Genomic DNA, 21,406 nt, shown 5'->3' with positions numbered 1-21,406 from the left:
GATTTGCTCGCGCGTCGGGCTTACTTGATCTTGCCTTCCTTGAACTCGACGTGCTTGCGCGCGACCGGGTCGTACTTCCGCACGGTCATCTTCTCGGTCATGGTGCGCGAGTTCTTCTTCGTCACGTAGAAGAAGCCCGTGCCGGCGGTCGAGTTGAGGCGGATTTTCACCGTGGTGGGCTTCGCCATCGTCGTCACTCCTCTGCGGGCCGCGCGCCGCGCGTCGCCCATTCCTTCCGGGCGCCGCCGCCCGCATGTCTTTTGCCGCGGGCAGCGCGGCCCGCGAAGTCGAGAGCCGTTCCTACCCGCCGGCGCGCCCAAGTCAAGGGGTTTTCCGTCGAACGAGCATGCGCGCGAGCACGAGAACGAGGAAACTGAGGGCAAAAACGGCGCTGGCGAGCGCCAGCCCGTCGGGGTCTACCGCGTCCATCGCGGCCCCCAGAACCGGCGGCGAGAAGAGCGCGCCGACGCCGTAGGCAAGCACCACTGCCGCGTTGGCCTGCGCCAGGCGCTGGCCCGTGTAGCGCGCACCGAGCCCCGTCAGCGCGACGAGGTAGAGCCCGGACGCAAGCCCGCCCCAAACCATCATCAGCGGCACGAGCGGGCCTAGCGCGCGCGCGCTGAGCATCATGCCCAGAGGCGCGGCGATCATCACCAGTGCGATCAGCATGAGCAGCCGCCGGCGGTCGAAGCGGTCGGCCGCCCAGCCCAGCGGGAACTGCATCAGCATCGCGCCCAGCGGGAAGGCGGCGAGCAGCAGCACGGCCTCGGCCTCCGGCAGGCCCGAACGCACGCCCCAGACCGAGAGCAGCGAGAGGGTGCCGTACTCGACCGCCGCGAACAGCACCACCGCCCAGATCATCGCCGGGTCGGAGGTGAAGAAGCGCAGCGTGTCGGCAAGGCGCGGCGGCGCCTCGTCCTCGATCGGCGGGGCGCTGGCCAGGCCCCAGACGATCGGCGCGAGCCCCGCGACCAGGATGCCGGCGGCCACGAGGAAGGGCAGCCATCCTTCCAGCCCGGTGAGGCTGAGCACCAGCGGGCCCGCCATGAAGCTGGCCGAGAGCGAGATGCCGTAGATCGCGATGATGCGGCCGCGGCTCGCCTCGGGCGCCGCGCCGACAATCCAGAACTCGGAGGCGAAGAAGAGCGCCGTTCCCGCGAAGCCATAGGCGAAGCGCAGCATCATCCACCAGGCGATCCCGTGATGGATGGGCACGGCGGCGAAGATCGCCGCCATGAACAATGCCGAGCCGATCATCAGCGGGCCGATGCCGACATGGCGCAGGATGCGGGGCATCAGCGGCGCGATCAGCACCATCGAGACCGCCGCCGCCATGGTGTTGAGCCCGATGACCGCGCCGCTCGCCCCCGCGCGCTCGAGCAGCAGGGCGAAGAGCGGGTAGCTCATCGTCATCGACAGGCCAAAGAGCGAGATCGCCGCGATCGGCGCGATCTGCCCCTTGAACGCTGCGACGTGCCTCGCGATGCCTTCGACCCCGGTCGTCATGGCCGGTCACAGGGGCTCGAAGAACGAGCGCCCACCCTCGTGGCGGAAGAAGGGTGCAGGGCGCGGGGCGGCGGGCGCCTCGAGCCGGGCATCGACCTCGGCCAGGACGACCTCGGTGATGAAGGGCAGGTCGAGCGCGCGCGCCTCGGGCAGGGTGAGCCAGCTCAGATGGCCGAGCTCGTGGTCGATGTCGTCGAAGGCGTCGGGGCCGTCGGCGAGCAGGCCGGCATCCGCCATGAAGAAACGCGCGTCGAAGCGGCGCGGGCGGCCCGGCGGCGTGATCGCGCGGAAGACGAAGCTGAGCGCGTCGGGCGCGGGCTCCCAGCCGCGCGAGAGGAAGTTGCGCCAGGGCTCGGGTGCGGCGTCGAGGACGGCGACGTCCGGAACGGCGCAAGTCCGGGCGAGGGCGAGGCCCGCCTCCTCCCACAGCTCACGGATCGCGGCGAGCGCGAGCGCGCCGGCGAGGCCCTCGGGCGCGCGGCTTTCCAGCCGCGCGGCCAGGGCCGCGGGCGGCGGGATGCGCTGGGCGAGCACGTGATCAGCGGGATCGACGGCGCCGCCGGGGAATACGAATTTCGAGGGCATGAAGGCCGCGGACTCGCCGCGCTGGCCCATCAGCACGCGTGGCGCTGCGCCACCGTCGCGGCGGATCAGGATGATCGTCGCCGCGTCGCGCAGCGCGTCCTTTGCCGGTTCCGTCATGTGCCAGGGTCCTGCCTGTGAGCCGCAGCCGCCGGTCGGCGGGCGCGGCTGCAGACTAGGGTGCCGGGCAGGTCGCTGTCCAGCCGCGCGGGCCGGTCAGTCGGGCTGGCCTTCGCCCTCGAAGCCGTGCATCCGCCAGGCCCACTGCATGGCGACCACCATGCCCTTGATCCGCGGCAGGAGCCACAGCGTCAGACCGAGCGCCAGCGTCGGCCACAACGCGAAATGCACCCACATCGGCGGTGCAAGCGAGAATTCGACCGAGAGCAGAAGCGTGCCGACCAGGTGGCCGACGATCACGATCGTCGCCCAGGCAGGCAGGTCGTCGGCCCGGTGGTGATGGAACGGCTCGCCGCATGCGACGCAGGAGGGCCGGACCGCGAGGTAGCTTGCGAACACGGGCCCGCCGCCGCAGTTCGGGCAACGCCGCTTCCAGCCGCGCAGCAGTGCGGGCAGGAGCGGGCGCTCGAGCGGCTGGGACCCGTGCAGGAAGCGGTCATGATCGTGGTTCATTTCACCCATGTAGCCCTCGCCGCTGGCCTTGGCATCCCCCGGCGCGGCGCCTGTGGCACCGTGTCGCCACAGGTCGCGGCCGCCCGGGAAAAATCTTGCCCGCGAGCGCCGCCAGCCGCGACGGAACCGGGACGGCGCGTCGTTTGCTTGCATGAGATCGGGGACGCGCTCTCCGGGATCTTGGGTACAGGACCGGACACGAGGTCGGAAGATGTCGATGCATTTCTTTCAGGTGAAATTTGACCGTGCAGCGCTGACGGTTGCAGCGATCCTGGTGGCCGGCACGGCGGCGCAGGCCCAGACGGCGAAGCCCGCCGACGGTGCGCGCGGCGAGTTTCGCGGCGAGCGGATCTTCGAGATGCTCGATGCCGACGGCGACGGCATGGTGAGCCTGGTCGAGATGGAGAGCGGCCAGACGCGGATGCTCGCCCGGCTCGATACCGACGGCAACGGGGTCCTGAGCGAGGCCGAGCTGCGCGCGCCGCAGGAGCGGCGCATGGCCAAAAGGTTTGCGCGCCTCGACGCCAACGGGGATGGTGTGGTCGACGCGGGTGAGTTCGCGCAGCGGGGCGCCAAGCGCTTCGCGCGGCTCGACACGAACGGCGACGGTGCCGTGTCGCGCGACGAGATGCGCGCAGGAGCGAAGCACCGTCTTGCACGGGAGTGACGCGCGCGGATCGGCATGCGCGGCCATTCCCAAGGGTGGCCGCGAGGGCAGGGGGTGCAGATCGTCCGGATGGCGGGCATGTTCGATGTGAGCGAGCACGAGGAGGAAGCCGCGTTGCTGGCCCGTTATGCGGCCGGCGACCAGGCCGCGGCGCGCGCGCTGACCGAGCAGTTCCTGCCCCTGGCGCTGCGCCAGGCCTGGCGTGTGCTGGGCAGCGAAGCCGAGGCCGAGGAGGTCGCGCAGGAAGCGATGCTCAAGCTTTGGCGGCAGGCGCCGTCATGGCGGGCCGGCGAGGCGCGGGTGTCGACCTGGCTCTACCGGGTGACGCAGAACCTGTGCATCGACCGCATCCGGCGGCGGCGCGCGACGGCCAATGTCGACGACCTGCCCGAGCCGGCGGACCCCGCCCCGGGCGTGCTGGAGCGGCTTTCGGCCAGCGACGACATGCGGCGGCTGGCGCGGGCCATCATGGCGTTGCCCCAGCGGCAGCGCGACGCCCTGGTGATGCGGCATTTCGACGGGGCGTCGAACCCGGATATTGCCGAGCGGCTGGACTGCTCGGTCGAGGCGGTGGAGAGCCTGCTCGCACGGGCGCGCCGCCAGTTGCAGAAGGAGCTCGCGCCCGAGGCGCCGGAGTGAAGAGATGACCGACGAGAAACGCAGCAGCAACGACATCACCGAGGCGGCGCTGGAGCAGGCCCTCGAGCGGCTCGCAGCCGCCGAGAACCGGGCGGCCCCGCGACCGGGCGACGCCCTGGTGGCGCGCGTTCTGGCGGACGCGGCGGCCGAGACGGCGCGCGCGTCGGCGGCTCTGTCCCGGCCCGCGGCGATGCGGACCGGCCGGGTTCGGGCCGGCGCGCGCGGCCGGGCGGGCGCGCGGCGCGGCCTGGGCGCATGGCTGGGCGGCGGCGCCGGTTTCGCGGCCGCGATGGCGGCGGGGCTCGCCTTCGGTTTCGTGACGGGGCTGGCAAACCCCGAGTCCGAACTCGTGCCCGGCGTGCTGGCCGCCGCCGGGGTCGACGAGGAGGTGATCGTCGTCTCGGACGCCAGCGCGTCCATGTTCGGCGCGGAGACGCCGTTTTGAGTGTTGCCTGACGTCGCCGGAATATTTGGCGCGCAGAGCCGATGGAGATGTGAATGAGTGCTGAAGCGATTGATGCGGGAGCCGGGACGCCGGGTGGCTGTCCACGCTGGATGCGGCTGCTTCTGGTCGCCTCGCTTTCAGGCAACCTGGCGGTGGTGGGACTGGTCGGCGGCTGGATGATGCGCAAGGACCACTGGCACGGCCACGACGCGGAAGGCCTCGACCCCCGCCAGGCGCGCTTGCTGCACTTGCTGCCCGAGGCGCGCCAGGACGAGGCGCGCGCGCTGATGCTGGCGGAAAGCGCGGGCATCGCGGCCGAGCGCGCGCAGATGACGCAGGCCCAGGGCGAGATCGTCGCCGTGCTGCGTTCGCCCGATTTCACGCCCGAGCGTCTGGGCGACGCGCTCGACCGGCGCAGCGCGTTCTCGGGCGCGGTGAACGGTCTGATCCATGCGCAGATCGTCACCATCGCAAGCCGCATGTCGCCCGACGAGCGCGCCGAGATGGCGGACCGCATCGAGGAAGCGACCCGGCGCTGGGCCAAGCGGCGCGGACATCGCTGACACACGCATCGCCTTCGCGCCTGACCCGCGCCATGCGGCGCCGGGACCCTCCGACAAGCACCGTTCCGATCCTTCCGCGCGCCGCCGGGGCTTGCCTCGGCCGGCGTGGCGGGGCATGTCACATTGCAAGCGGATGAGCGATGGAGCGCTGGATGGGCGTGGGAGTGATGGAGCGCGGCCAGGCCGAGGCGATGGCGGCGCGTGCGCTGGCCTGGCTCGCGACGGATGACGAGCGGCTGATGGGCTTTCTCGGCCAGACCGGCGCCGGGGTCGACGAGTTGCGGCGCCGGATCGCGGATCCCGAGTTCCTCGGCTTCGTGCTCGACCACCTGCTGTCGGACGAGGCGAGCCTCGTCGCGTTCTGTGCCGAGGACGGCATTCGACCCGAGGAGCCGATGCGCGCCCGTGCGGCGCTGCCCGGCGGCGCGCTGCCGAATTGGACCTGAGCCATGGGACTTGACGCGATCGAGGCGGGGATCGTCCCGGAAACGCTGACCGAACTGGGCGCGCTCGAGCTCGAGCGGGGGCGGCCGCTGGTCGCGCTCGACTGCGACGAGGTGCTGGTCGAGTTCTCGGCCCATGTCGCGCGCTGGCTGGTTCCGCTGGGATACGAGATGCGCCTCAGGAGCTATGCGCTCGAGGGCTCGATGTACCGCGCGGGCGATGACGTGCCCCTGTCCTTCGACGATTCGCTGGAGATGCTCGACCGCTTCTTCACCGAGGAGACCCGCCGCCAGCGCGCGCTGCCCGGTGCGATCGACGCGGTGCGGGCCCTTCAGGCCCGGGCGCAGGTCATCGTGCTGACCAACGTGCCGCGCCATGCGCGCGAGGACCGGCTGGTGAATCTTGCCGGGCTGGGTATCGACCTCCCCGTCGTCGTGAACGCGGGCGGCAAGGGCAGGGCGCTGGCCTGGCTGCAGGCCAGGACCGGGGCGCCGGTGGTGTTCGTCGACGACTCGTCGATCCAGATCGCCTCGGCCGCAAAGCACGCCCCCGATGTCGGGCGGATCTATTTTACCGGCTCGCCCTTCATCCGCGACGTCATGCCCGCGAGCGCCGAGGCGCATCTGACGGCGAGGGACTGGGACGAGGCGCTGGCGGGCGTCGAGCGGCTGCTGACCTCAGAGTGACCCGATCGCTTGCGCGAGACGTTGCCGAATCCCGCGTCGCCGCGCGATAACAGGACCATGTCGCTCCCGCCCTCGTTCCTCGATGAGTTGCGCGCCCGCCTCACGCTTTCGGACGTGGTGGGCCGCAAGGTCACGTGGGACCGGCGCAAGTCGAACCCGGGCAAGGGCGATTTCTGGGCGCCATGCCCGTTCCACCAGGAAAAGACGCCCTCGTTCCACGTCGATGACCGCAAGGGCTTCTATTACTGCTTCGGCTGCCAGGCGAAGGGCGACCTGATCACCTTCGTGAAGGAGAGCGAGAATCTCGACTTCATGGAGGCGGTCGAGCGGCTGGCCGCCGAGGCGGGGATGGAGATGCCGCGGCGCGAGGCCGATCCGCGCGCGGCCGAGCGGCGCGACCGCGCGAGCCGGATGATCGAGACGATGGAGGAGGCCGCGCGCCTCTTCGGCCTGGCGTTCCGTGCCGGCATGGGGCAGATGGCGCGCGATTATGCCGAGCGCCGGGGCCTGTCGGCCGAGACGCTCAAGCGCTTCGAGATCGGCTACGCGCCCGACAACCGCCACTACCTGACCCGGGCTTTCAGGGAGAAGGGAAGCCTCCGCGAGGCCGTCGCCGCGGGCCTCGTAATCGAGCCCGACGATGGCGGCGAGCCCTTCGACCGGTTCCGCGGGCGGCTGATGTTCCCGATCCGCGACCCGCGCGGGCGCTGCATCGCCTTCGGTGCGCGGGCACTGTTGCCCAGCCAGCAGGCAAAATACCTCAACAGCCCCGAAACCGAGCTGTTCCACAAGGGGCGCACGCTGTTCAACCACGGGCCCGCGCGCGAAGCGGCAGGCAAGACCGGCCGGCTGATCGTGGCCGAGGGCTATATGGACGTGATCGCGCTGGTCGCGGCCGGCTTCGAGCACGCGGTGGCGCCGCTGGGAACCGCGATCACCGAGGACCAGTTGCAGCTTCTGTGGCGCATGGCGCCCGAGCCGGTGATCGCGCTCGATGGCGACGCGGCGGGGCTGCGCGCGGCTTATCGGGTGATGGAGCTCGCGCTGCCGCACCTGGCGCCGGGGCGCTCGCTGAGGTTCTGCCTGATGCCGCCGGGGCGCGATCCGGACGACCTGATCCGCGAGGGCGGGCCGGCGGCGATGCAGGCGGTGCTCGACGCCGCCCTGCCGATGGTCGAGATGCTGTGGCGGCACGAGGTGGGCGAGGGCGCACTGGACACGCCCGAGGCGCGCGCGGGTTTCGACGGGCGGCTGCGCGCCGCGCTGGGACGCATCGCCGACCAGGCGGTGCGCGAGCATTACCGCGCCGACATCCGCCAGCGCCGTGCCGAGCTGTTTCGCCCGCAGCGCCCCGCGGCGGCGGCCAAGGCGCCGCGCAAGGCCGCGCGCGCGGGACAGGCGGCGGGCGGCGGGCGCGGCCGCCCCGCACCTTTCGAGGTCGGCGGTCCGCAGCCGGGGACGCGCAATTCGGACCTGGCCCGGGCGGGCACCCAGGCGGTGCAGCTGGCTGCGCGCATCCGCGAGGCGGCGATCCTTCTGATCGCCTGCCACAATCCCGGGGTGCTGGCGGCAATGGAGGCCGAGTTCGAGGCGATGACGCTGACCGCACCCGAGCATGCAGCGGTGCGCGAGGCGATGCTCGATGCGATGGCGGTGGGCGCGGCCGACGAACTTGCCGCGCATGTGGCCCAGCGCTGCGGCTTCGACCCGGTGGAATTCCTTGCCCGCGTGCCGCAGGCGCGCGCTCATCCCCTGGCGCGGCCGGGCCAGGCGCCCGAGCGCGTGCGCGAGGTGCTTGCCGAGGCGATAGGGCGCCACGCGGTCGCGTTGGCCTTCGAGGCGGAGCGGGCCGACGCCTGCCGCGATCTCGTCGAGGCCGAGGACGAGGCGTGGACGCACCGGCTTCGCCGGGCGGGCGCCGAGGTCGACCGTCTCGAGCGCGAGCTTCTGGGGCAGGCGCCGACCGCGGACGGCGAGCGGCCCAGCCCGATCCAGGAAATGCTTGATCGCGAGGTCTATCGGGCGAAAAAACGCTGATCCCGCCCTTTGAGTTCTCGGCTCTCTTGCCTACATTCCCGAATCAGCAGCATACGGCGAATCAGCGAATCCCGGCCCGTCAGGTCAGCGCCATGCAAGGCGCCCGCCCGTTCCGACTGATCGCGGCTGTCGAGCTCGGCTTATCCGGGAGGTTCCGCACCGGAGCGGAACCGCACAGCGAGGTATGAATGGCTTCCAAGGACGAAGAGCAGACTGAAACCACGGAGACCGAGGTTCAGGGCCCGATGCTCGACATGAGCCAGGCGGACATCAAGCGGATGGTCGCCAAGGCGAAGGCCAAGGGTTACATCACATATGACGAACTGAACCGCGTCCTGCCCTCGGACCAGTTCTCCTCCGAGCAGATCGAGGACGTGATGTCGCTCCTCTCGGAGATGGGCGTGAACGTGGTCGAGGAGGACGAGGAGTCCGAATCGGACGACGACGCCAAGGCCAAGACGCAGGAACGCGAGGTCGTCGCCGCCCAGACGCAGGGCAGCGAGGTCGATCGCACCGACGACCCCGTGCGCATGTACCTGCGCGAGATGGGCACGGTCGAGCTCTTGAGCCGCGAGGGCGAAATCGCCATCGCCAAGCGCATCGAGGCGGGCCGCGCCACCATGATCGGCGGCCTGTGCGAGAGCCCGCTGACCTTCCAGGCGATCACCATCTGGCTGCAAGAACTGAACGAAGAGAAGATCCTGCTGCGCGACGTGATCGACCTCGAGACCACCTTCGGCGCCGCGACCGAGGATTCCGAGATCGAAGAGGTCACGCCCGAGCGCGCCGCCCCCGCCTCCTCCGAGGCCGCGCCCGCATCGCGCGGCAATGGCAGCGACGAGGGGGACGAGGAACAGGCTGCCGAAGCCGGCGGCGAGGCCGAGGCCGACATCGACGACGATGAGGCACAGGCCAACCTGTCGCTTGCGGCGATGGAAGCGGCGCTCAAGCCGCGCGTGCTCGAAACCCTCGACCAGATCGCGGGCGACTATGCGCGCCTGCGCGACATGCAGGACAACCGCATCGGCGCGGCGCTGTCGGAGAGCGAGCGGTTCTCGGCCGGCCAGGAGCGCGAGTACCAGCGCCTGCGCAAGGAGATCGTGGAGCTCGTCAACTCGCTGCACCTGCACTCGAACCGGATCGAGACGCTGGTCGACCAGCTCTATGGCATCAACCGCAGGCTGATGACCCTGGAGGGCTCGCTGGCCAAGCTGGCCGACCGCTGCCAGGTCAACCGGCGCGACTTTATCAACGAGTATCGCGGCGCCGAGCTCGATCCGACCTGGATCGACCGGATCGCGGACCTGCCCGGTAAGGGCTGGGCGAAGCTGGTCGAGCGTGAGCGTCCGCAGCTCGAGTCGATCAGGAACGAAATCGCCGAGATCGGCCAGTTGGTCGGTGTCGACATCCCCGAGTTCCGCCGCATCGTCCACACCGTGCAGAAGGGCGAGAAGGAGGCCCGGCAGGCCAAGACCGAAATGGTCGAGGCGAACCTGCGCCTCGTCATCTCGATCGCCAAGAAGTACACGAACCGCGGCCTGCAATTCCTTGATCTCATTCAGGAAGGCAACATCGGCCTGATGAAGGCGGTGGACAAGTTCGAGTATCGGCGCGGCTACAAGTTCTCGACCTATGCGACCTGGTGGATCCGGCAGGCGATCACCCGCTCGATCGCCGATCAGGCCCGCACCATCCGCATCCCGGTCCACATGATCGAGACGATCAACAAGCTGGTCCGGACCGGCCGCCAGATGCTGCACGAGATCGGCCGCGAGCCGACGCCCGAGGAACTGGCCGCCAAGCTCCAGATGCCACTTGAGAAGGTGCGCAAGGTGATGAAGATCGCCAAGGAGCCGATCAGCCTCGAGACCCCGATCGGCGACGAGGAGGACAGCCAGCTGGGCGATTTCATCGAGGACAAGAACGCGGTCCTGCCGCTCGACAGTGCCATCCAGGCGAACCTCAAGGACACGACGACCCGGGTCCTCGCCTCGCTCACGCCCCGCGAGGAGCGGGTGCTGCGCATGCGCTTCGGGATCGGCATGAACACCGACCACACGCTGGAGGAGGTCGGACAGCAGTTCTCGGTCACGCGCGAGCGTATCCGTCAGATCGAGGCGAAGGCGCTGAGGAAGCTCAAGCACCCGTCTCGCTCGCGCAAGCTGCGGTCGTTCCTCGACAACTGAGGAACGGCGCGCCCGGCGCGGCCGGGCAGGAAAGACGCGGGCGGGTATGGAACGAATTATGCACCCGCCCGTTTCATTCTGCGTATCGAATCGGGCGCCCCCAGGTGGGGCGGCCGTTCGATGCGCGGGGGTGCGTCCCGGCCAGGCCGGGGGATTTGAGTGGGGGCATTCGGTCATGCGTGGCAACGCCATGCCCGCCGTTGGGAACGGCCGTGCCGCCGTGGCAGCCTTCTGGCGCCCGGCGAACAGGCCGCCATCGTGCGGCGGGCATCGCATTGCCGGCACGCCGCGCGCCCTTTGCCGAGCGCCCGGTCGGCGCCCGCCGGAGCGGGGGCTGAGAGCATGATGTTCGGCGGCGGGCTCGAGCAAAGACTTCGCAAGGAACTGGCGCGCCGCGAGCATTTCTCGATCCTGCTGCCGATGCCCGAGCCGGTCAGCGCGCCTGATCCCAAGGCATTCCGCGATGCGCTGCGCGCCGTCGTCGCCCATGCGGGCGCGACGGTCGAGTTGCATCCGCTTATGCGCAATGGCGTCCCCGCGCAGCGCAGCAGCGGGCTGGGCCGGCTCTTTCCGATCAAGGCGCCCGAGATGTCGGGCCACGACCTCTTCTTCGTCGTCGCGGATGTCGCCATCTGGATCGCGTTCCACGACCGGCCGATCGGTGATGCGGACGAGGTTGGCCGTTTCGTGAATCCCGAGGCCTGGCCTGGCGGCCGCACTGCGCTGTCATCGCACCGCGCGCATATCGAGATCTGCGACCTCGGCCTCATGGGGCGCAGGCAGATGTCGCCGCCGGATGCCGCCTTCAATCGCGCGGTGGCCGTGACGGCGGCCGCGGCGGCGGTGGTGCGCGCGGCGATGCCGCTCGCGTTGCTGTGGCTGCCGGCCCGCGGCGCACTTGCCCCGGCGGACTTCCGCGATCAGCTTGCCCGGGTGCTGGCGGGGCGCGCGCCGCTCGAACTGTGGATGCGGTGGTTCTTCCTGCGCGCGGGCGAGGGCGAGCGCCCGGGAGTGATCACCCGCGGGCTCATCCCCTTCATCGGCCGCGAGATCGAGGTGCGCCCCTCGCCGCGCCCCGAATCCGAGGCGTTGGCCCTGGCCTTCGCGACGGCCAGCTTCCTGATCGACCAGCGCGGCGCCGTGAAGGACGGACAACTCGTCACACCCGTTCCGGGCTTGAGCGCGCGCGTCCGTCTGGGCGAGAGTCGGGTGCGGCGCGGTCTCCAGGTGATCGAACTGACGATACCGTCGCCGCGAAAGGCGGGCTGACAACGGCCCGGGGCTCGGCGAGGCGTCAATGACGGTACAGGCAGCGACGCGCCATGCGCTGGTCGCAGGAGCGGGGATCGGCGGCACGGCCGCCGCACTGGCGCTGGCGCGACAAGGCTGGCGCGTCACGCTGGTCGAGCGGGCGAGGCAACTCGGCGAGGTTGGCGCCGGGTTGCAGGTCAGCCCGAATGCGGCGCGCTGCCTCGACGCCCTTGGGGTTCTCGACCGCGTTGCAGCCGAGGCGTTCCGCCCGCGCCGCGCCGTGCTGCGCGACGGTGTGACGGGCCGCGAGATCTTCTCGACGGCGTTGGGCGAAGGCGCCGAGATGCGCTGGGGCGCGCCATATCTCCACGTGCATCGCGCCGATCTGCTGGCGGCGCTGGCCGATGCCGCGGCGGGGGCGGGTGTTGAGCTCCGGCTTGGAACCACGGTGCAGGGCTGGGAGGACGGCGCCGGCGGCGTGAGCGTACGACTTGGTGATCGCAGTTCTCTCGACGCGGACGTCCTGGTCGCGGCGGATGGTGTGCGGACCGCGCTGCGCGAGGTGATGCACGGCCCCGCACCGGCGCGCTTCACCGGCCAGGTCGCGTGGCGCGCCCTCGTTCCCGCCTCCGAACTGCCGACGGGCCTGATCCCGCCCGATGCGACCGTGTGGGCGGGCTGGGGCCGTCATGTCGTGACCTATTATCTGCGTGGCGGGACACTCATCAATCTCGTTGCGGTCGAGGAGCGTGCGGACTGGGTCGAGGAAGGCTGGTCGGTTCCCGGCGACGCAGCGCGGCTGCGCGCGATCTTCGCCGGCTGGCATGGGGCCGTCAGCCGGCTGCTCGACAAGGTCGAGGCTCCGCTGCGCTGGGGCCTGTTCGACCGACCGCCGCCGCCGTCCTGGTCGAAAGGGCGGGTCGCGCTGCTGGGCGATGCGTGCCACCCGATGCTGCCGTTCATGGCGCAGGGCGCGGCGATGGCACTGGAGGATGCGGTAGTGCTGGCGGATTGTCTCGAAAGGCTTTCGCCCGAGGAGGCGCTGGCGCGCTACGAGGCCCGGCGTCGGCCGAGGGCAACCCGTGTGCAGGGCGTGAGCCGGGCCAATGCGGAGCTCTTTCATGCCGGCGGCGTTGGGCGCATCCTGCGCCACGGGGCGATCGGTGTCGCCAACCGCCTGATTCCCGGCGTCGTGACGGGGCGGCTTGACTGGCTCTACGGCCACGACGCGACGCGGGAGGATGCATGAGCGCCTGGGCAGACGGAATGCGCGAGACGCCGTTCTGGCACGAGGCCGCGCCGCCCGAGCCCGCTTCCGGGAGCGATGCACCGGACGAGGTCGATGTCGCCGTCGTGGGCGCGGGCTACACGGGCCTTTCCTGCGCGCTGGCGCTGGCCTCGGCGGGGCGGCGGGTCGTGGTTTTCGAGGCGGGCGCACCGGGCGCCGGAGCCTCGACGCGCAATGGCGGCATGATCGGCTGGGGCCATCGGGCCAAGATCGAGACGCTGGCGAAGTCCTACGGGCGCGAAGCGGCGGTCGAGATGCTGTCCGAAGCCCGCAACTCGCTCGATTTCACGCTGGCGATGATCGAGCACCTGCCGGGCAAGGCGATGTATCGCCGAACCGGCCGGTTCCTCGGCGCGGGTTCCGCCCGGCACTTCGACGCGCTTGCCCGCTGGGCCGAGGCCGAGGCGCCGGTCCTTGGCATGGAGGTCGAGGTGGTTCCGCGCGCCGTGCAGGGGCGGCACATCGCGACGGACCTCTACCACGGCGGGCTCTACCTGCCGCAGCATGGCGGCTTGCACCCCGCGCTGTTTCATGCGGGCTTGCTGGCCTCGGCGCGCGAGGCCGGGGCGGTGGTCGTCGACCATTGCCCGGTTACTGCGATCGCGGGGGCGCCCGGCGCCTGGCGGATCGGCCACGGCCGCGGCGAGACATGGGCGTCGGAGGTGGTCTATGCCGGGAACGGCTACACCGGGGGTGGCGCGGGACCGTTTCCCGATATCGCCCGGCGCCTTGTCCCGATCCCCTCGACCATCATCGCCACCGAGCCGATGGGCGAGAACCGGGTGGGCGCGCTGTTTCCCGGTGGGAACATGATCGTCGAAACCCGCGCGACACATGGATATTTTCGCCCGGACCCCTGGGGCGAACGGATCCTCTTCGGCGGCCGCGCCTCGCTCAACGTGCTGCCCGAGCGCGAGAGCGCGCGGCGGCTGAGGGACATGATGCTGAGCGTCTTTCCCGAGCTGGGCGAGGTTCGCCTGACCCATTCGTGGAAAGGCTTTGTCGCCTTCACCTTCGATGGTGTGCCGCATGCGGGCCAGCTTGGCGGTGTCTGGCATGCCTGTGGCTATAATGGCTCGGGCGTGGCGATGGCGCCTTACCTGGGCTGGAAGATCGCGCGGCGGATCCTGGGGCTCGAGGATGGAGCGACCGGCTTCGACAAGGCCGAGTTCCGTGCCCAGGCGCTGTATCGTGGCAACCCGTGGTTTCTCTCGGTGCTCGAGCTGTGGATGAAGCTGCAGGACCGGCGCGAGGGCGTGGCCGCGATCCGCCGCCGGAGCTGACGCCGGGCTCCGATGCGGCTCAGCTGCTCCGGTCGGGCCGGCTATCTTTCGTTCCGGACCCGCGGGCACCCTCGCCGCCGCTCCGGCCGAGGCCCCAGATGACCCATCCGAGCGCGAGCCCCGCAAGGAACGCGCCAATCAGGTGGACAAGAATTTCTCCGGCGAGATAGGTCACTCGAGAGCCTCCTTCAGGGTCGCGCCGGCGCCACGCTGACGGCGCTGGCGAGGTGCCGCTTTGGCGGCACCGGGGCGGCTTCCGGCCCAAGCCCGCCGGCTCGGTCATCTGCCGCGGCGTCATCACTTGGCGGTTGACGGTCTGCTTGCGGAACCGGGGCCGCCTTCGCCTCCGGCGCCGCGATCTCGGCATTGATCTCGCTGCTCCAGCCCTCGGCCAGCGCCGCTGCGAGCGCGGTCTCGATCTCGGCCGGGGATGCGCCGGGAAGCAGTGTCCCTTCGATCGTGAGCGTCTTCTCGGCGATCCGGGACTCGAGGCTGCCGAAGGCGGTGCTCGCCGCGGCGAGCGCGTCGATGGCCAGACGCCACGCGAGGGGATCGCCGGCTCCGCCCGAGGTCAGGCCGCCGTTCTCGGCGCCGCGCAGGCGCACCAGCGTCGCCTCGGGGCTGACGCCGTTTGGCAGGATCCCGCTGGCGATGAGATGGCCGCCCGACAGGCTGACTTCGGCCATCGCGGGCTGCGGCGCCTCGTCGAGCGCGAGATCGAGCGACCAGCCCGGGCCCGCGGCGGCGCGCAGGGCCGTGCGCGTGGTGGCGGCGCTGAAGCCCGGACGGAGGCGCCCTTCGAGTCGGATCCGGTCGGCCTCGACGGCGGCCCGCCCGGATTCGAGCCGAGGCAGCGCGAGCGCGAGCGCCGCGATCACGCCGTCCCAGCCGTCCGCGGTTGCGCGCCCGCCCGTCTCGATCGACGCGCCGGCGAGTTCAAGCTCGGGCATCGCTCGCGCCAGGGCGTCGGGGTCGAGCCCCTCGGGAAGACGACCCTCGACCAGCCGCGGCGTGTCGTCTCCCGTTTCCACGGTGACGATGAGCCGGGCTGCCGGCGTCGGGTCGGCCACGGTTATATTGGTCCGCACCGCGTTGCCCGCCCGCTCGCGCGCGGCGGTGGCGTTCTCGGGCGTTGCGGCGCGCCCCTCGAGATAGGCGTCCATCCCGTCCGCCCGGAACGTGCCGCTCTCGAGAAGCGCTAGGGCCTCGACGCCGCGTGTCACCATGGGCGGCCATGCGCGACCCGGCATGCCTTCGGCGATGGTGACCGCACCGGTCGCGGTGCCGCCGCCGAGCTTCGAGGCGGCCTCGACGAGGCGGCTCTGCACGCTCGGATTGGGCGCATGGCCCGAATAGCTCGCGCCATCCGGCCCCGTTTCCGCGTGGAAGCTGTAAGGGTCGGCGTGTGGCAGGAGGAGGTCAATCGTCGCTTGCCATTGCACGACGGGATCGTCCGCAAGGGCCCCGAGTATGCGGTCGCGGACGTCGTCGCTGGCGGCACGCCCGGTCAGCACGCCCTCGCGGTCGGTGATCTCGATCGCGCCATCTGCGAGGGCGCCAAGGGCCCTGAGGCCCGCGCGGACGCTTGCCATCCAGTCCGGGTCGGGAATGCCGGCGGCCAGTGTCAGGGCGCTTTGCAGGGACGTGCCCTTGGTGATCGCGCGCGCGGCGTCGAGGATCGCGCGCTCGGACGCGGCGTCGGGCGCGTCACCTTCGATGCGCAGGGGCTGGTCCTGGGGCCTGACGGCGGAGAATCGATAGGGACTGTGCGTCGGCAGGACGCGGATCCGGTTTTCGACGGCGCGGACGCCCGGAATCGCTCGCAGATGCGCCAGAAGGGAGTCGCGCGCTGCCTCGCTGTCGGCAAGGCCCGAGACGCTGAGCGCGCGGCCCCGCGTCGCGATGCGCATGGGGTGGGGGCTTTCAGTGGCCGCGATCGCTTCGGCCGATGCGTCGATCCGGCGCTCGATCTGGGGTGCCACCATTGCCAGCCCGTGCCAGATCAGCACGCTGAAACCCGCAAGGACTGCTATCGACAGGATCGGGCGCATCGAACTCCCTTACGCGCCGGCCTGGCCGGCATCCGCGAATGCCATGCGGGATGAACGTTCAGGCTCCGCTTTTCCGCCGCGGCGTGTCTTCATGCAAGCGAAACTCCCTGATCCCCGGAGGCGTCACCGCCAGGCGTCAGGGTGTCTGCACCGGCCGGGGTCGCCCGCGCCGCTGGCGCTCGCGGATCGCGATGTAAAGCGTCGAGGCGATGATGATCGTGCCGCCCACGATGGTCGGACCGTCCACCGCCTCGGAGAAGAGGATATAGCCCGCCCCACCCACGGTGACGAGGCGCAGATAGGTGAAAGGTGCAACGAAGCCCGCGTCGCCGACCGCATAGGCCCGGATGTCGGCATAGGTGCGCATCGACGAACCCGCGACCAGCGTGGCGATCGCCGCCCACTGCCAGGCCTCGACCGGGATGCTCCAGTGCGCCAGGGCGGGCGGGAGGGTGGCGATCGCGACGATCACCGAGGACGAGACGAAGACCCCTTCAGTGCCGTCGCGGTCGGTGATGAGGCGGCCCAGCATCAGGGCCCCGGCGAAGCACATCGACGACGCGACCGCGGCGATCATCGCGGGCTCGAAGCCGCCGAAGCCCGGGCGCAGGATGACCAGCGTGCCGATGAACCCTGCGGCCGTCGCCGCCCAGCGCCGTGGCCCGACCTGCTCGCCCAGAAGCGGGATCGCCAGGACGGTCGCGAAGACCGGGGCGAGGAAGAACAGGATCGTCGATGTCGCGAGCGGCAGCTTCCAGATCGCGTAGAAGCCCGTGTTGAGCGTCATGGCGAGCAGCAGGCCGCGGGCGATATGCAGCTTCCATGCGGTGATCCGCACGCGCCGCCGTGTCTGCGGGCCGCGCCAGAGGAAGGGCAGCACCGTGACCAGCGCGAGCGCCGAGCGCAGGAAGGCCAGCATCGTGGTGTGGACGTCGGCGGCGAGGATACGCACCGCCAGCGTCATGGCGGTCGCGCCCAGCACCGAGGCCAAGGCCCACATGGCCCCTTCGGCATTGCCGGACAGGGAGAGGTTTCGGATCATCATTGGTGGGTCTGCTCCGTTCGCGCGCCAACATCGGCCGGAACGCGGCCGGGCGCAAGTCGGTCCGCCGCATGCCTCCGTTCGAATCCGTGCATCGTCCATGAATGTGCGGTGTCGCGGGTTTCGTTCGGGCGCCGTCGTGGGTAATGCTGGTGCACAAGGCAACCTTGGGACCGGGGTGACAGCAGGATCATGCGGCGGCTTATCTTTCCGGCGGTGGCGCTTCTTGGGCTGGTCGCCTGTGGCGGCAGCAGCGGCGGCGGCGGCAAGTCGTCGATGACACCGGAATACCTGCGGATCTGCTCGGATCCGCAGAGCACGCCCGAGGAGGCGCTGCGCTTTTGTCAGCGCGCGCTGTCCGACCCTCGGCTGGATGCGCGCCAGCGTGCGCTGGTGCAGATGAACAGCGGGATCGCGCTCTACGCGCTCGGCCGGCATCGCGACGCGGTGTCTGCATTTTCCGAGGCGCTGAGCCTGAGCCCCGGCCTTGCCGGGGCACTGGTCGGCCGCGCGCAGGCGCAGGAGGCGCTGGGCGACCAGCGCGCCGCGATGGTCGATTACAGCGCCGCGATCACCGCTGATCCCAATGCACCGGAGGCCTGGTTCGGCCGCGCTGTCCTGCTGCGAAAGGCCGGGCGCCCGGCTGATGCCGTGCGCGATCTCGACCGGGCGCTGGCGCTGCGTCGCAACTGGGCGGCGGCGCATTTCGAGCGCGGCGCCGCGTATTACGCTCTGGGCCGCTATGGCGAGGCGGTGACCGACTTTTCGGCGGCTCTCTCGCAGAACCCCGACGATGCCGCGGCGCTGCTGAACCGGGGGCTCGCGCGAAGTGCGCAGGGCGCGTCCGGCGCGAGGTCGGATTTCGACCGTGCAATCAGGATCGCGCCCGAGTGGGGGCCGGCCTACGCCGCCCGGGCATCGTGGCACGAGGCCGAGGGGCGGATCGAGGCCGCCAATGCCGATTACCTGCGCGCCTACGAACTGGGGGTCACCGACCCCGCGCTGATCGAGCGCGTGCGCCGGATGTCGGGCGGCTGACCGGCTACCCCCCGAACAGGTGGGGAAGCCAGAGCGAGAGGGCAGGGAACGCCACCAGTAGCCCCAGCCGGACGATGTCGGCGGCGACAAAGGGCAGGATGCCGCGCCATATCTGCGAGAGGCTGAGCTCGCCGGCGGCGGCGTTGACGACGAAGAGGTTCATGCCCACGGGCGGCGTGATGAGCCCGACCTCGACCGTCGTGACCGCGAGGATGCCGAACCAGACCGGATCGAGCCCCGCCGCCTCGACCAGCGGGAAGAACACCGGCACGCTCAGCAGGATCATCGCGAGGCTTTCCATGAAGCAGCCGAGCACGAGATAAAAGACGAGGATCGCGAGGATCACCTGCAGCGGCGTGAGGCCAGCCGCCTCGACCGCCGCGGCCATGCCGAAGGAAAGCCGGCTCACCGAAAGGAAGAAGCCGAAAACCTCGGCGCCGATCAGGATGACGAAGAGGCTCGCGCTGAGCGCCGCCGTCTCGGCCAGCGCCTCGTTGAAGCCGCGCCAGCCGAGCCCGCGCCCGAGCGCAAGGACCAGCGCCAGCGCCGCCCCCGCGCCTCCGGCCTCGGTCGGCGTGAAGACCCCGCCGTAGAGCCCGCCCATCACCAGCCCGAACAGCACAGCGACGGGCAGCATGCGCCGCAGGGCGAGGCCGAGGCTCCCCTCGGGCCCCGCCTCGGCCCCCGTGCGCCAGGCGCGGGCCGCCAGCATCGCGGCGGCGGCATAGAGCGCGAAGCCGAGAAGGCCGGGGATCACGCCCGCGAGGAACATCGTGCCCACCGACTGCTCGGTGATCAGCGCGTAGAGCAGCAGCGCGACCGAGGGCGGGATCATGATCCCCAGCGTCCCGCCCGCCGCCAGCGAGCCGGCCGAGAGCCGGGCGTCATAGCCGTGCGCGCGCATCTCGGGATAGGCCACGCGCGTCATGGTCGAGGCGGTCGCGAGCGACGAGCCCGAGACCGCGGCGAAGGCGGCGCTTGCGCCGAGCCCCGCGACCGCCAGCCCTCCGCGCATGCGCCATGTCAGCCTGCGCGCGGCAAGGAACAGGTCGCGCGAGAGGCCGGCGCGCGCGACCATTGCCCCCATCAGGATGAACAGCGGGATGACCGTGAAGGAGTAGTTCGTCACCGTCTCGAGCGTGCCGCGCTCGAGGATGCGCAGCGCGGGCTCGACGCCGACCACGGCGGCGAACCCTCCGGCGCCGACCGCGATCATCGCGAGCCCGACCGGGCAGCCAAGCGCGATCAGTCCGATCAGCGCGGCCATGCCGGCCAGCCCGATCTGCTCGGGGCTCATGGGTGCATGTCCCGCCGCCCGCGTGCCAGTGCGTGCAGAAGCGCCGCAACCGCCACCAACGCCGCAGCCACCGCCGCCCAGCCGGTAACGGCGCCAAGGGGCAGGGCGAGGTCCTGCGTGGCGTCGCCGCGATTCCACTGAAGGCGTCCCTCGTCGGCAAGCAGCATCGCGACGATCGCGGCAAAGAGGCCGAATCCCGCTGCCCAGACACGCTCCAGCGCGCGCCCGAGCCGAGCGGGCAGCCTCGCGGCGAAGATCTCGACCCGCACAAGGCCGCCGACGGCGGCGCGCGGCAGGGCGGCCATGATCGTGATCATCAGGGCGTGGCTCGCGAGTTCGATCGAGCCGGGAAGCATCAACTCCGCAGCGCCGCCGGTCAGGCCGTAGGCCGCGCGGCTGATGACGGTCCAGGCGACGACCGCCAGCAGCGCCGCCAGGCCCAGCCGCGCCACGGCGTCGGTCGCGCCGAGCAGGCGGGCGAGCATGGCGGGCGTCCCGGGCTCAGCCGCCAAGCTCGGCCTTGCACTCGGCGACGTAGCCCTTCACGGCCTCGTGGGTCTCGGTGCCGGGCAGGCCCTGGGCGTCGAGGCTGGCGATGTAGGCCGCGGCGGCGCGGTCGGCGGCCGCCTGCCACGCGGCGCGCTCGTCGCCCTCGATCTGGTGCAGCGTGCCCGAGGCGAGGGTCTTCTCGCGCCCGGTCACGTCGCCCGCGTCATATCCGCGGCCGGCGATCAGCGCCCATTTCATCCCGGAATTCGCATCGACCACGGCCTTCAGGTCCTCGGGCAGGCGCTCGTAGGCGCCCTTGTTCATGGTGGCGACGAAGGCCAGCGCGTAGAAGCCGAACTCGGTGTGGTGGTCCGAGACCTCGTCGGCGCGGAAGCCCGCCACGGCCTCCCAGGGCAGCATGAAGCCGTCGATCGTGCCGCGCTCGGCCGACTCGTAGATGCGCGGGGCGGGCATGCCCACGGGCACGGCCCCGAGCTCCTCGAGGAGCCCGCCGATCACCACGGTCGGATGGCGGATCTGCAGGCCGTCGAGCTCGGCCAGCGTCGTCACCGGCTTGCTCACCGTGTGCAGGTGACCGGGGCCATGGGTGTGGACGAAGAGGACATGGGTGTCCGCGTACTCGGCGTCGAGCGCACCCGAATCATAGAGCTTCTGGAAGGCGCAGGAGCCGACCTCGGCCGTCTCGAACAGGCCCGGCAGCTCGACGATGTGGCTCAGCGGGAAGCGGCCGGCGGTGTAGCCCTGGACCGTCCAGGCGATGTCGGCGATGCCGTCGCGCGCATTGTCGTAACCCTGGGGCGCCTTGCCCAGTGTCTGGGCGGGGAAGACGGTGACGTCGATGCGCTCGCCCGACTGGGCTTCGACCTCGGCCGCCCATGCCTCGAAGAGCTCGGTGTTCTGCCAGCTGTTGGCGGGCATGAAATGCGCGAAGCTCAGGCTGGCATCCGCGCCATGCGCGAGGGCGGGGGCTGCGAGGGCTGCGGCAATCGTCAGGGCGCGGCGGAGCATCGGGAGCGTGTCCTTTCCTGGGTCACGGATTGGGGAGCGATCAAACACCCCCTGTGCGCGAAATCAAGACGGATGGCGACGCCATAGCGCGCTCTTCCGTCAATCGGAAACATTCACGGGAGATTCCGACTTGAACGCCGTGCCCAGAAACAGTATCCGGGCGCCCGGATCGGCATGGCCGCACCATGCGAAAACGAGGGACCGAGATCATGGGTAAGGCAAAGTTCGAGCGGAATAAGCCGCATGTGAA

The 21,406-nt window shown here is 70.8% G+C and carries 22 protein-coding genes; 12 read left to right on the top strand and 10 right to left on the bottom strand.

Annotated features, from left to right (window positions below):
• Positions 1-20: 20 nt before the first annotated feature.
• The 4 genes from rpmG to H0I76_RS18195 form a co-directional block, all read right to left on the bottom strand.
• On the bottom strand, positions 21-188 hold the full coding sequence (gene rpmG, locus H0I76_RS18210; protein WP_200613306.1) for a 50S ribosomal protein L33: 168 nt from the start codon (positions 186-188) through the stop codon (positions 21-23).
• A 133-nt stretch (positions 189-321) separates the two neighbouring features.
• Positions 322-1,506 carry an MFS transporter gene (locus H0I76_RS18205; protein ID WP_200613302.1) on the bottom strand — a complete coding sequence of 395 codons (1,185 nt, stop codon included), beginning with the start codon at positions 1,504-1,506 and terminating at the stop codon, positions 322-324.
• Between the two features lie 6 nt (positions 1,507-1,512).
• Positions 1,513-2,208, bottom strand: a complete 696-nt coding sequence (locus H0I76_RS18200) for an NUDIX hydrolase (RefSeq protein WP_200613299.1) — start codon at positions 2,206-2,208, stop codon at positions 1,513-1,515.
• Between the two features lie 96 nt (positions 2,209-2,304).
• The gene (locus H0I76_RS18195; protein ID WP_234455426.1) at positions 2,305-2,730 is read right to left on the bottom strand and encodes a DUF983 domain-containing protein; all 426 of its coding nucleotides are present in this window, start codon (positions 2,728-2,730) and stop codon (positions 2,305-2,307) included.
• A gap of 202 nt (positions 2,731-2,932) precedes the next feature.
• Here H0I76_RS18195 and H0I76_RS18190 point away from each other — a divergent pair, with 202 nt between their 5' ends.
• The 11 genes from H0I76_RS18190 (at position 2,933) to H0I76_RS18140 (ending at position 14,210) form a co-directional block, all read left to right on the top strand.
• Positions 2,933-3,388 carry a calcium-binding protein gene (locus H0I76_RS18190; protein WP_200613296.1) on the top strand — a complete coding sequence of 152 codons (456 nt, stop codon included), beginning with the start codon at positions 2,933-2,935 and terminating at the stop codon, positions 3,386-3,388.
• A 78-nt stretch (positions 3,389-3,466) separates the two neighbouring features.
• Positions 3,467-4,027, top strand: coding sequence for a sigma-70 family RNA polymerase sigma factor (locus H0I76_RS18185; RefSeq protein WP_234455425.1), 561 nt, complete (start codon positions 3,467-3,469; stop codon positions 4,025-4,027).
• Between the two features lie 4 nt (positions 4,028-4,031).
• Complete coding sequence (locus tag H0I76_RS18180) at positions 4,032-4,472, top strand: hypothetical protein (RefSeq protein WP_200613294.1); 441 nt, start codon at positions 4,032-4,034, stop codon at positions 4,470-4,472.
• 53 nt (positions 4,473-4,525) lie between these two features.
• A complete protein-coding gene (locus H0I76_RS18175) occupies positions 4,526-5,035 on the top strand; it encodes a periplasmic heavy metal sensor (RefSeq protein ID WP_200613292.1) in 510 nt (169 codons plus the stop codon).
• A 140-nt stretch (positions 5,036-5,175) separates the two neighbouring features.
• Positions 5,176-5,481 carry a DUF3572 domain-containing protein gene (locus H0I76_RS18170; protein ID WP_234455424.1) on the top strand — a complete coding sequence of 102 codons (306 nt, stop codon included), beginning with the start codon at positions 5,176-5,178 and terminating at the stop codon, positions 5,479-5,481.
• Between the two features lie 3 nt (positions 5,482-5,484).
• Positions 5,485-6,165, top strand: a complete 681-nt coding sequence (locus H0I76_RS18165; RefSeq protein ID WP_200613290.1) for an HAD family hydrolase — start codon at positions 5,485-5,487, stop codon at positions 6,163-6,165.
• A gap of 57 nt (positions 6,166-6,222) precedes the next feature.
• Positions 6,223-8,202: a DNA primase gene (gene dnaG, locus H0I76_RS18160; RefSeq protein ID WP_200613288.1), complete on the top strand. Its 1,980-nt coding sequence runs from the start codon at positions 6,223-6,225 to the stop codon at positions 8,200-8,202.
• A 188-nt stretch (positions 8,203-8,390) separates the two neighbouring features.
• Positions 8,391-10,388 (top strand): RNA polymerase sigma factor RpoD, encoded by a 1,998-nt coding sequence (rpoD, locus tag H0I76_RS18155; protein ID WP_200613286.1) that lies wholly within the window; start codon positions 8,391-8,393, stop codon positions 10,386-10,388.
• A gap of 342 nt (positions 10,389-10,730) precedes the next feature.
• On the top strand, positions 10,731-11,657 hold the full coding sequence (locus H0I76_RS18150) for a hypothetical protein (protein ID WP_200613284.1): 927 nt from the start codon (positions 10,731-10,733) through the stop codon (positions 11,655-11,657).
• A gap of 28 nt (positions 11,658-11,685) precedes the next feature.
• Positions 11,686-12,888 carry an FAD-dependent monooxygenase gene (locus tag H0I76_RS18145; RefSeq protein ID WP_200613281.1) on the top strand — a complete coding sequence of 401 codons (1,203 nt, stop codon included), beginning with the start codon at positions 11,686-11,688 and terminating at the stop codon, positions 12,886-12,888.
• Entirely contained in the window at positions 12,885-14,210 is a 1,326-nt protein-coding gene (locus H0I76_RS18140) for an NAD(P)/FAD-dependent oxidoreductase (RefSeq protein WP_200613278.1), read from the top strand. The genes H0I76_RS18145 and H0I76_RS18140 overlap by 4 nt, the downstream gene beginning before the upstream one ends.
• Before the next feature lie 19 nt (positions 14,211-14,229).
• Here H0I76_RS18140 and H0I76_RS18135 read toward each other — a convergent pair whose 3' ends face one another.
• The 3 genes from H0I76_RS18135 to H0I76_RS18125 form a co-directional block, all read right to left on the bottom strand.
• A complete protein-coding gene (locus H0I76_RS18135) occupies positions 14,230-14,385 on the bottom strand; it encodes a hypothetical protein (protein ID WP_200613275.1) in 156 nt (51 codons plus the stop codon).
• A gap of 13 nt (positions 14,386-14,398) precedes the next feature.
• A complete protein-coding gene (locus H0I76_RS18130; RefSeq protein ID WP_200613271.1) occupies positions 14,399-16,261 on the bottom strand; it encodes a BON domain-containing protein in 1,863 nt (620 codons plus the stop codon).
• A gap of 136 nt (positions 16,262-16,397) precedes the next feature.
• The gene (locus H0I76_RS18125) at positions 16,398-17,306 is read right to left on the bottom strand and encodes a DMT family transporter (RefSeq protein ID WP_200613268.1); all 909 of its coding nucleotides are present in this window, start codon (positions 17,304-17,306) and stop codon (positions 16,398-16,400) included.
• Positions 17,307-17,495: 189 nt separating this feature from the next.
• Here H0I76_RS18125 and H0I76_RS18120 point away from each other — a divergent pair, with 189 nt between their 5' ends.
• A complete protein-coding gene (locus tag H0I76_RS18120; RefSeq protein ID WP_200613265.1) occupies positions 17,496-18,341 on the top strand; it encodes a tetratricopeptide repeat protein in 846 nt (281 codons plus the stop codon).
• Positions 18,342-18,345: 4 nt separating this feature from the next.
• Here H0I76_RS18120 and H0I76_RS18115 read toward each other — a convergent pair whose 3' ends face one another.
• The 3 genes from H0I76_RS18115 to H0I76_RS18105 are packed head-to-tail and all read right to left on the bottom strand — an operon-like array spanning position 18,346 to position 21,156.
• On the bottom strand, positions 18,346-19,638 hold the full coding sequence (locus H0I76_RS18115) for a TRAP transporter large permease (RefSeq protein ID WP_200613262.1): 1,293 nt from the start codon (positions 19,636-19,638) through the stop codon (positions 18,346-18,348).
• The gene (locus H0I76_RS18110) at positions 19,635-20,123 is read right to left on the bottom strand and encodes a TRAP transporter small permease subunit (protein WP_200613259.1); all 489 of its coding nucleotides are present in this window, start codon (positions 20,121-20,123) and stop codon (positions 19,635-19,637) included. Before H0I76_RS18110 ends, H0I76_RS18115 begins: the two co-directional genes overlap by 4 nt.
• A gap of 16 nt (positions 20,124-20,139) precedes the next feature.
• Positions 20,140-21,156 carry a TRAP transporter substrate-binding protein gene (locus H0I76_RS18105; protein WP_200613256.1) on the bottom strand — a complete coding sequence of 339 codons (1,017 nt, stop codon included), beginning with the start codon at positions 21,154-21,156 and terminating at the stop codon, positions 20,140-20,142.
• Positions 21,157-21,406 lie beyond the last annotated feature (250 nt).

It is taken from the genome of Thermohalobaculum xanthum (genome assembly GCF_016623495.1).
GTDB classification, from domain to species: domain Bacteria; phylum Pseudomonadota; class Alphaproteobacteria; order Rhodobacterales; family Rhodobacteraceae; genus Thermohalobaculum; species Thermohalobaculum xanthum.
The sequence above is the reverse complement of the archived record's forward strand: the minus strand, read 5'-3'. Positions and strand labels throughout refer to the sequence as shown.

Excerpts from the sequence above, each read along its gene's own strand:
- H0I76_RS18130 (WP_200613271.1), bottom strand. The coding sequence starts at position 16,261 with ATGCGCCCGATCCTGTCGATAGCAGTCCTTGCGGGTTTCAGCGTGCTG.
- H0I76_RS18120 (WP_200613265.1), top strand. The coding sequence starts at position 17,496 with ATGCGGCGGCTTATCTTTCCGGCGGTGGCGCTTCTTGGGCTGGTCGCC.
- H0I76_RS18165 (WP_200613290.1), top strand. The coding sequence starts at position 5,485 with ATGGGACTTGACGCGATCGAGGCGGGGATCGTCCCGGAAACGCTGACC.
- H0I76_RS18105 (WP_200613256.1), bottom strand. The coding sequence starts at position 21,156 with ATGCTCCGCCGCGCCCTGACGATTGCCGCAGCCCTCGCAGCCCCCGCC.
- H0I76_RS18170 (WP_234455424.1), top strand. The coding sequence starts at position 5,176 with ATGGAGCGCTGGATGGGCGTGGGAGTGATGGAGCGCGGCCAGGCCGAG.
- H0I76_RS18150 (WP_200613284.1), top strand. The coding sequence starts at position 10,731 with ATGATGTTCGGCGGCGGGCTCGAGCAAAGACTTCGCAAGGAACTGGCG.
- H0I76_RS18190 (WP_200613296.1), top strand. The coding sequence starts at position 2,933 with ATGTCGATGCATTTCTTTCAGGTGAAATTTGACCGTGCAGCGCTGACG.
- H0I76_RS18145 (WP_200613281.1), top strand. The coding sequence starts at position 11,686 with ATGACGGTACAGGCAGCGACGCGCCATGCGCTGGTCGCAGGAGCGGGG.
- H0I76_RS18185 (WP_234455425.1), top strand. The coding sequence starts at position 3,467 with ATGTTCGATGTGAGCGAGCACGAGGAGGAAGCCGCGTTGCTGGCCCGT.
- rpmG (WP_200613306.1), bottom strand. The coding sequence starts at position 188 with ATGGCGAAGCCCACCACGGTGAAAATCCGCCTCAACTCGACCGCCGGC.
- H0I76_RS18125 (WP_200613268.1), bottom strand. The coding sequence starts at position 17,306 with ATGATGATCCGAAACCTCTCCCTGTCCGGCAATGCCGAAGGGGCCATG.
- H0I76_RS18175 (WP_200613292.1), top strand. The coding sequence starts at position 4,526 with ATGAGTGCTGAAGCGATTGATGCGGGAGCCGGGACGCCGGGTGGCTGT.
- dnaG (WP_200613288.1), top strand. The coding sequence starts at position 6,223 with ATGTCGCTCCCGCCCTCGTTCCTCGATGAGTTGCGCGCCCGCCTCACG.
- H0I76_RS18195 (WP_234455426.1), bottom strand. The coding sequence starts at position 2,730 with ATGGGTGAAATGAACCACGATCATGACCGCTTCCTGCACGGGTCCCAG.
- H0I76_RS18140 (WP_200613278.1), top strand. The coding sequence starts at position 12,885 with ATGAGCGCCTGGGCAGACGGAATGCGCGAGACGCCGTTCTGGCACGAG.
- H0I76_RS18115 (WP_200613262.1), bottom strand. The coding sequence starts at position 19,638 with ATGAGCCCCGAGCAGATCGGGCTGGCCGGCATGGCCGCGCTGATCGGA.
- H0I76_RS18110 (WP_200613259.1), bottom strand. The coding sequence starts at position 20,123 with ATGCTCGCCCGCCTGCTCGGCGCGACCGACGCCGTGGCGCGGCTGGGC.
- H0I76_RS18180 (WP_200613294.1), top strand. The coding sequence starts at position 4,032 with ATGACCGACGAGAAACGCAGCAGCAACGACATCACCGAGGCGGCGCTG.
- H0I76_RS18205 (WP_200613302.1), bottom strand. The coding sequence starts at position 1,506 with ATGACGACCGGGGTCGAAGGCATCGCGAGGCACGTCGCAGCGTTCAAG.
- rpoD (WP_200613286.1), top strand. The coding sequence starts at position 8,391 with ATGGCTTCCAAGGACGAAGAGCAGACTGAAACCACGGAGACCGAGGTT.
- H0I76_RS18200 (WP_200613299.1), bottom strand. The coding sequence starts at position 2,208 with ATGACGGAACCGGCAAAGGACGCGCTGCGCGACGCGGCGACGATCATC.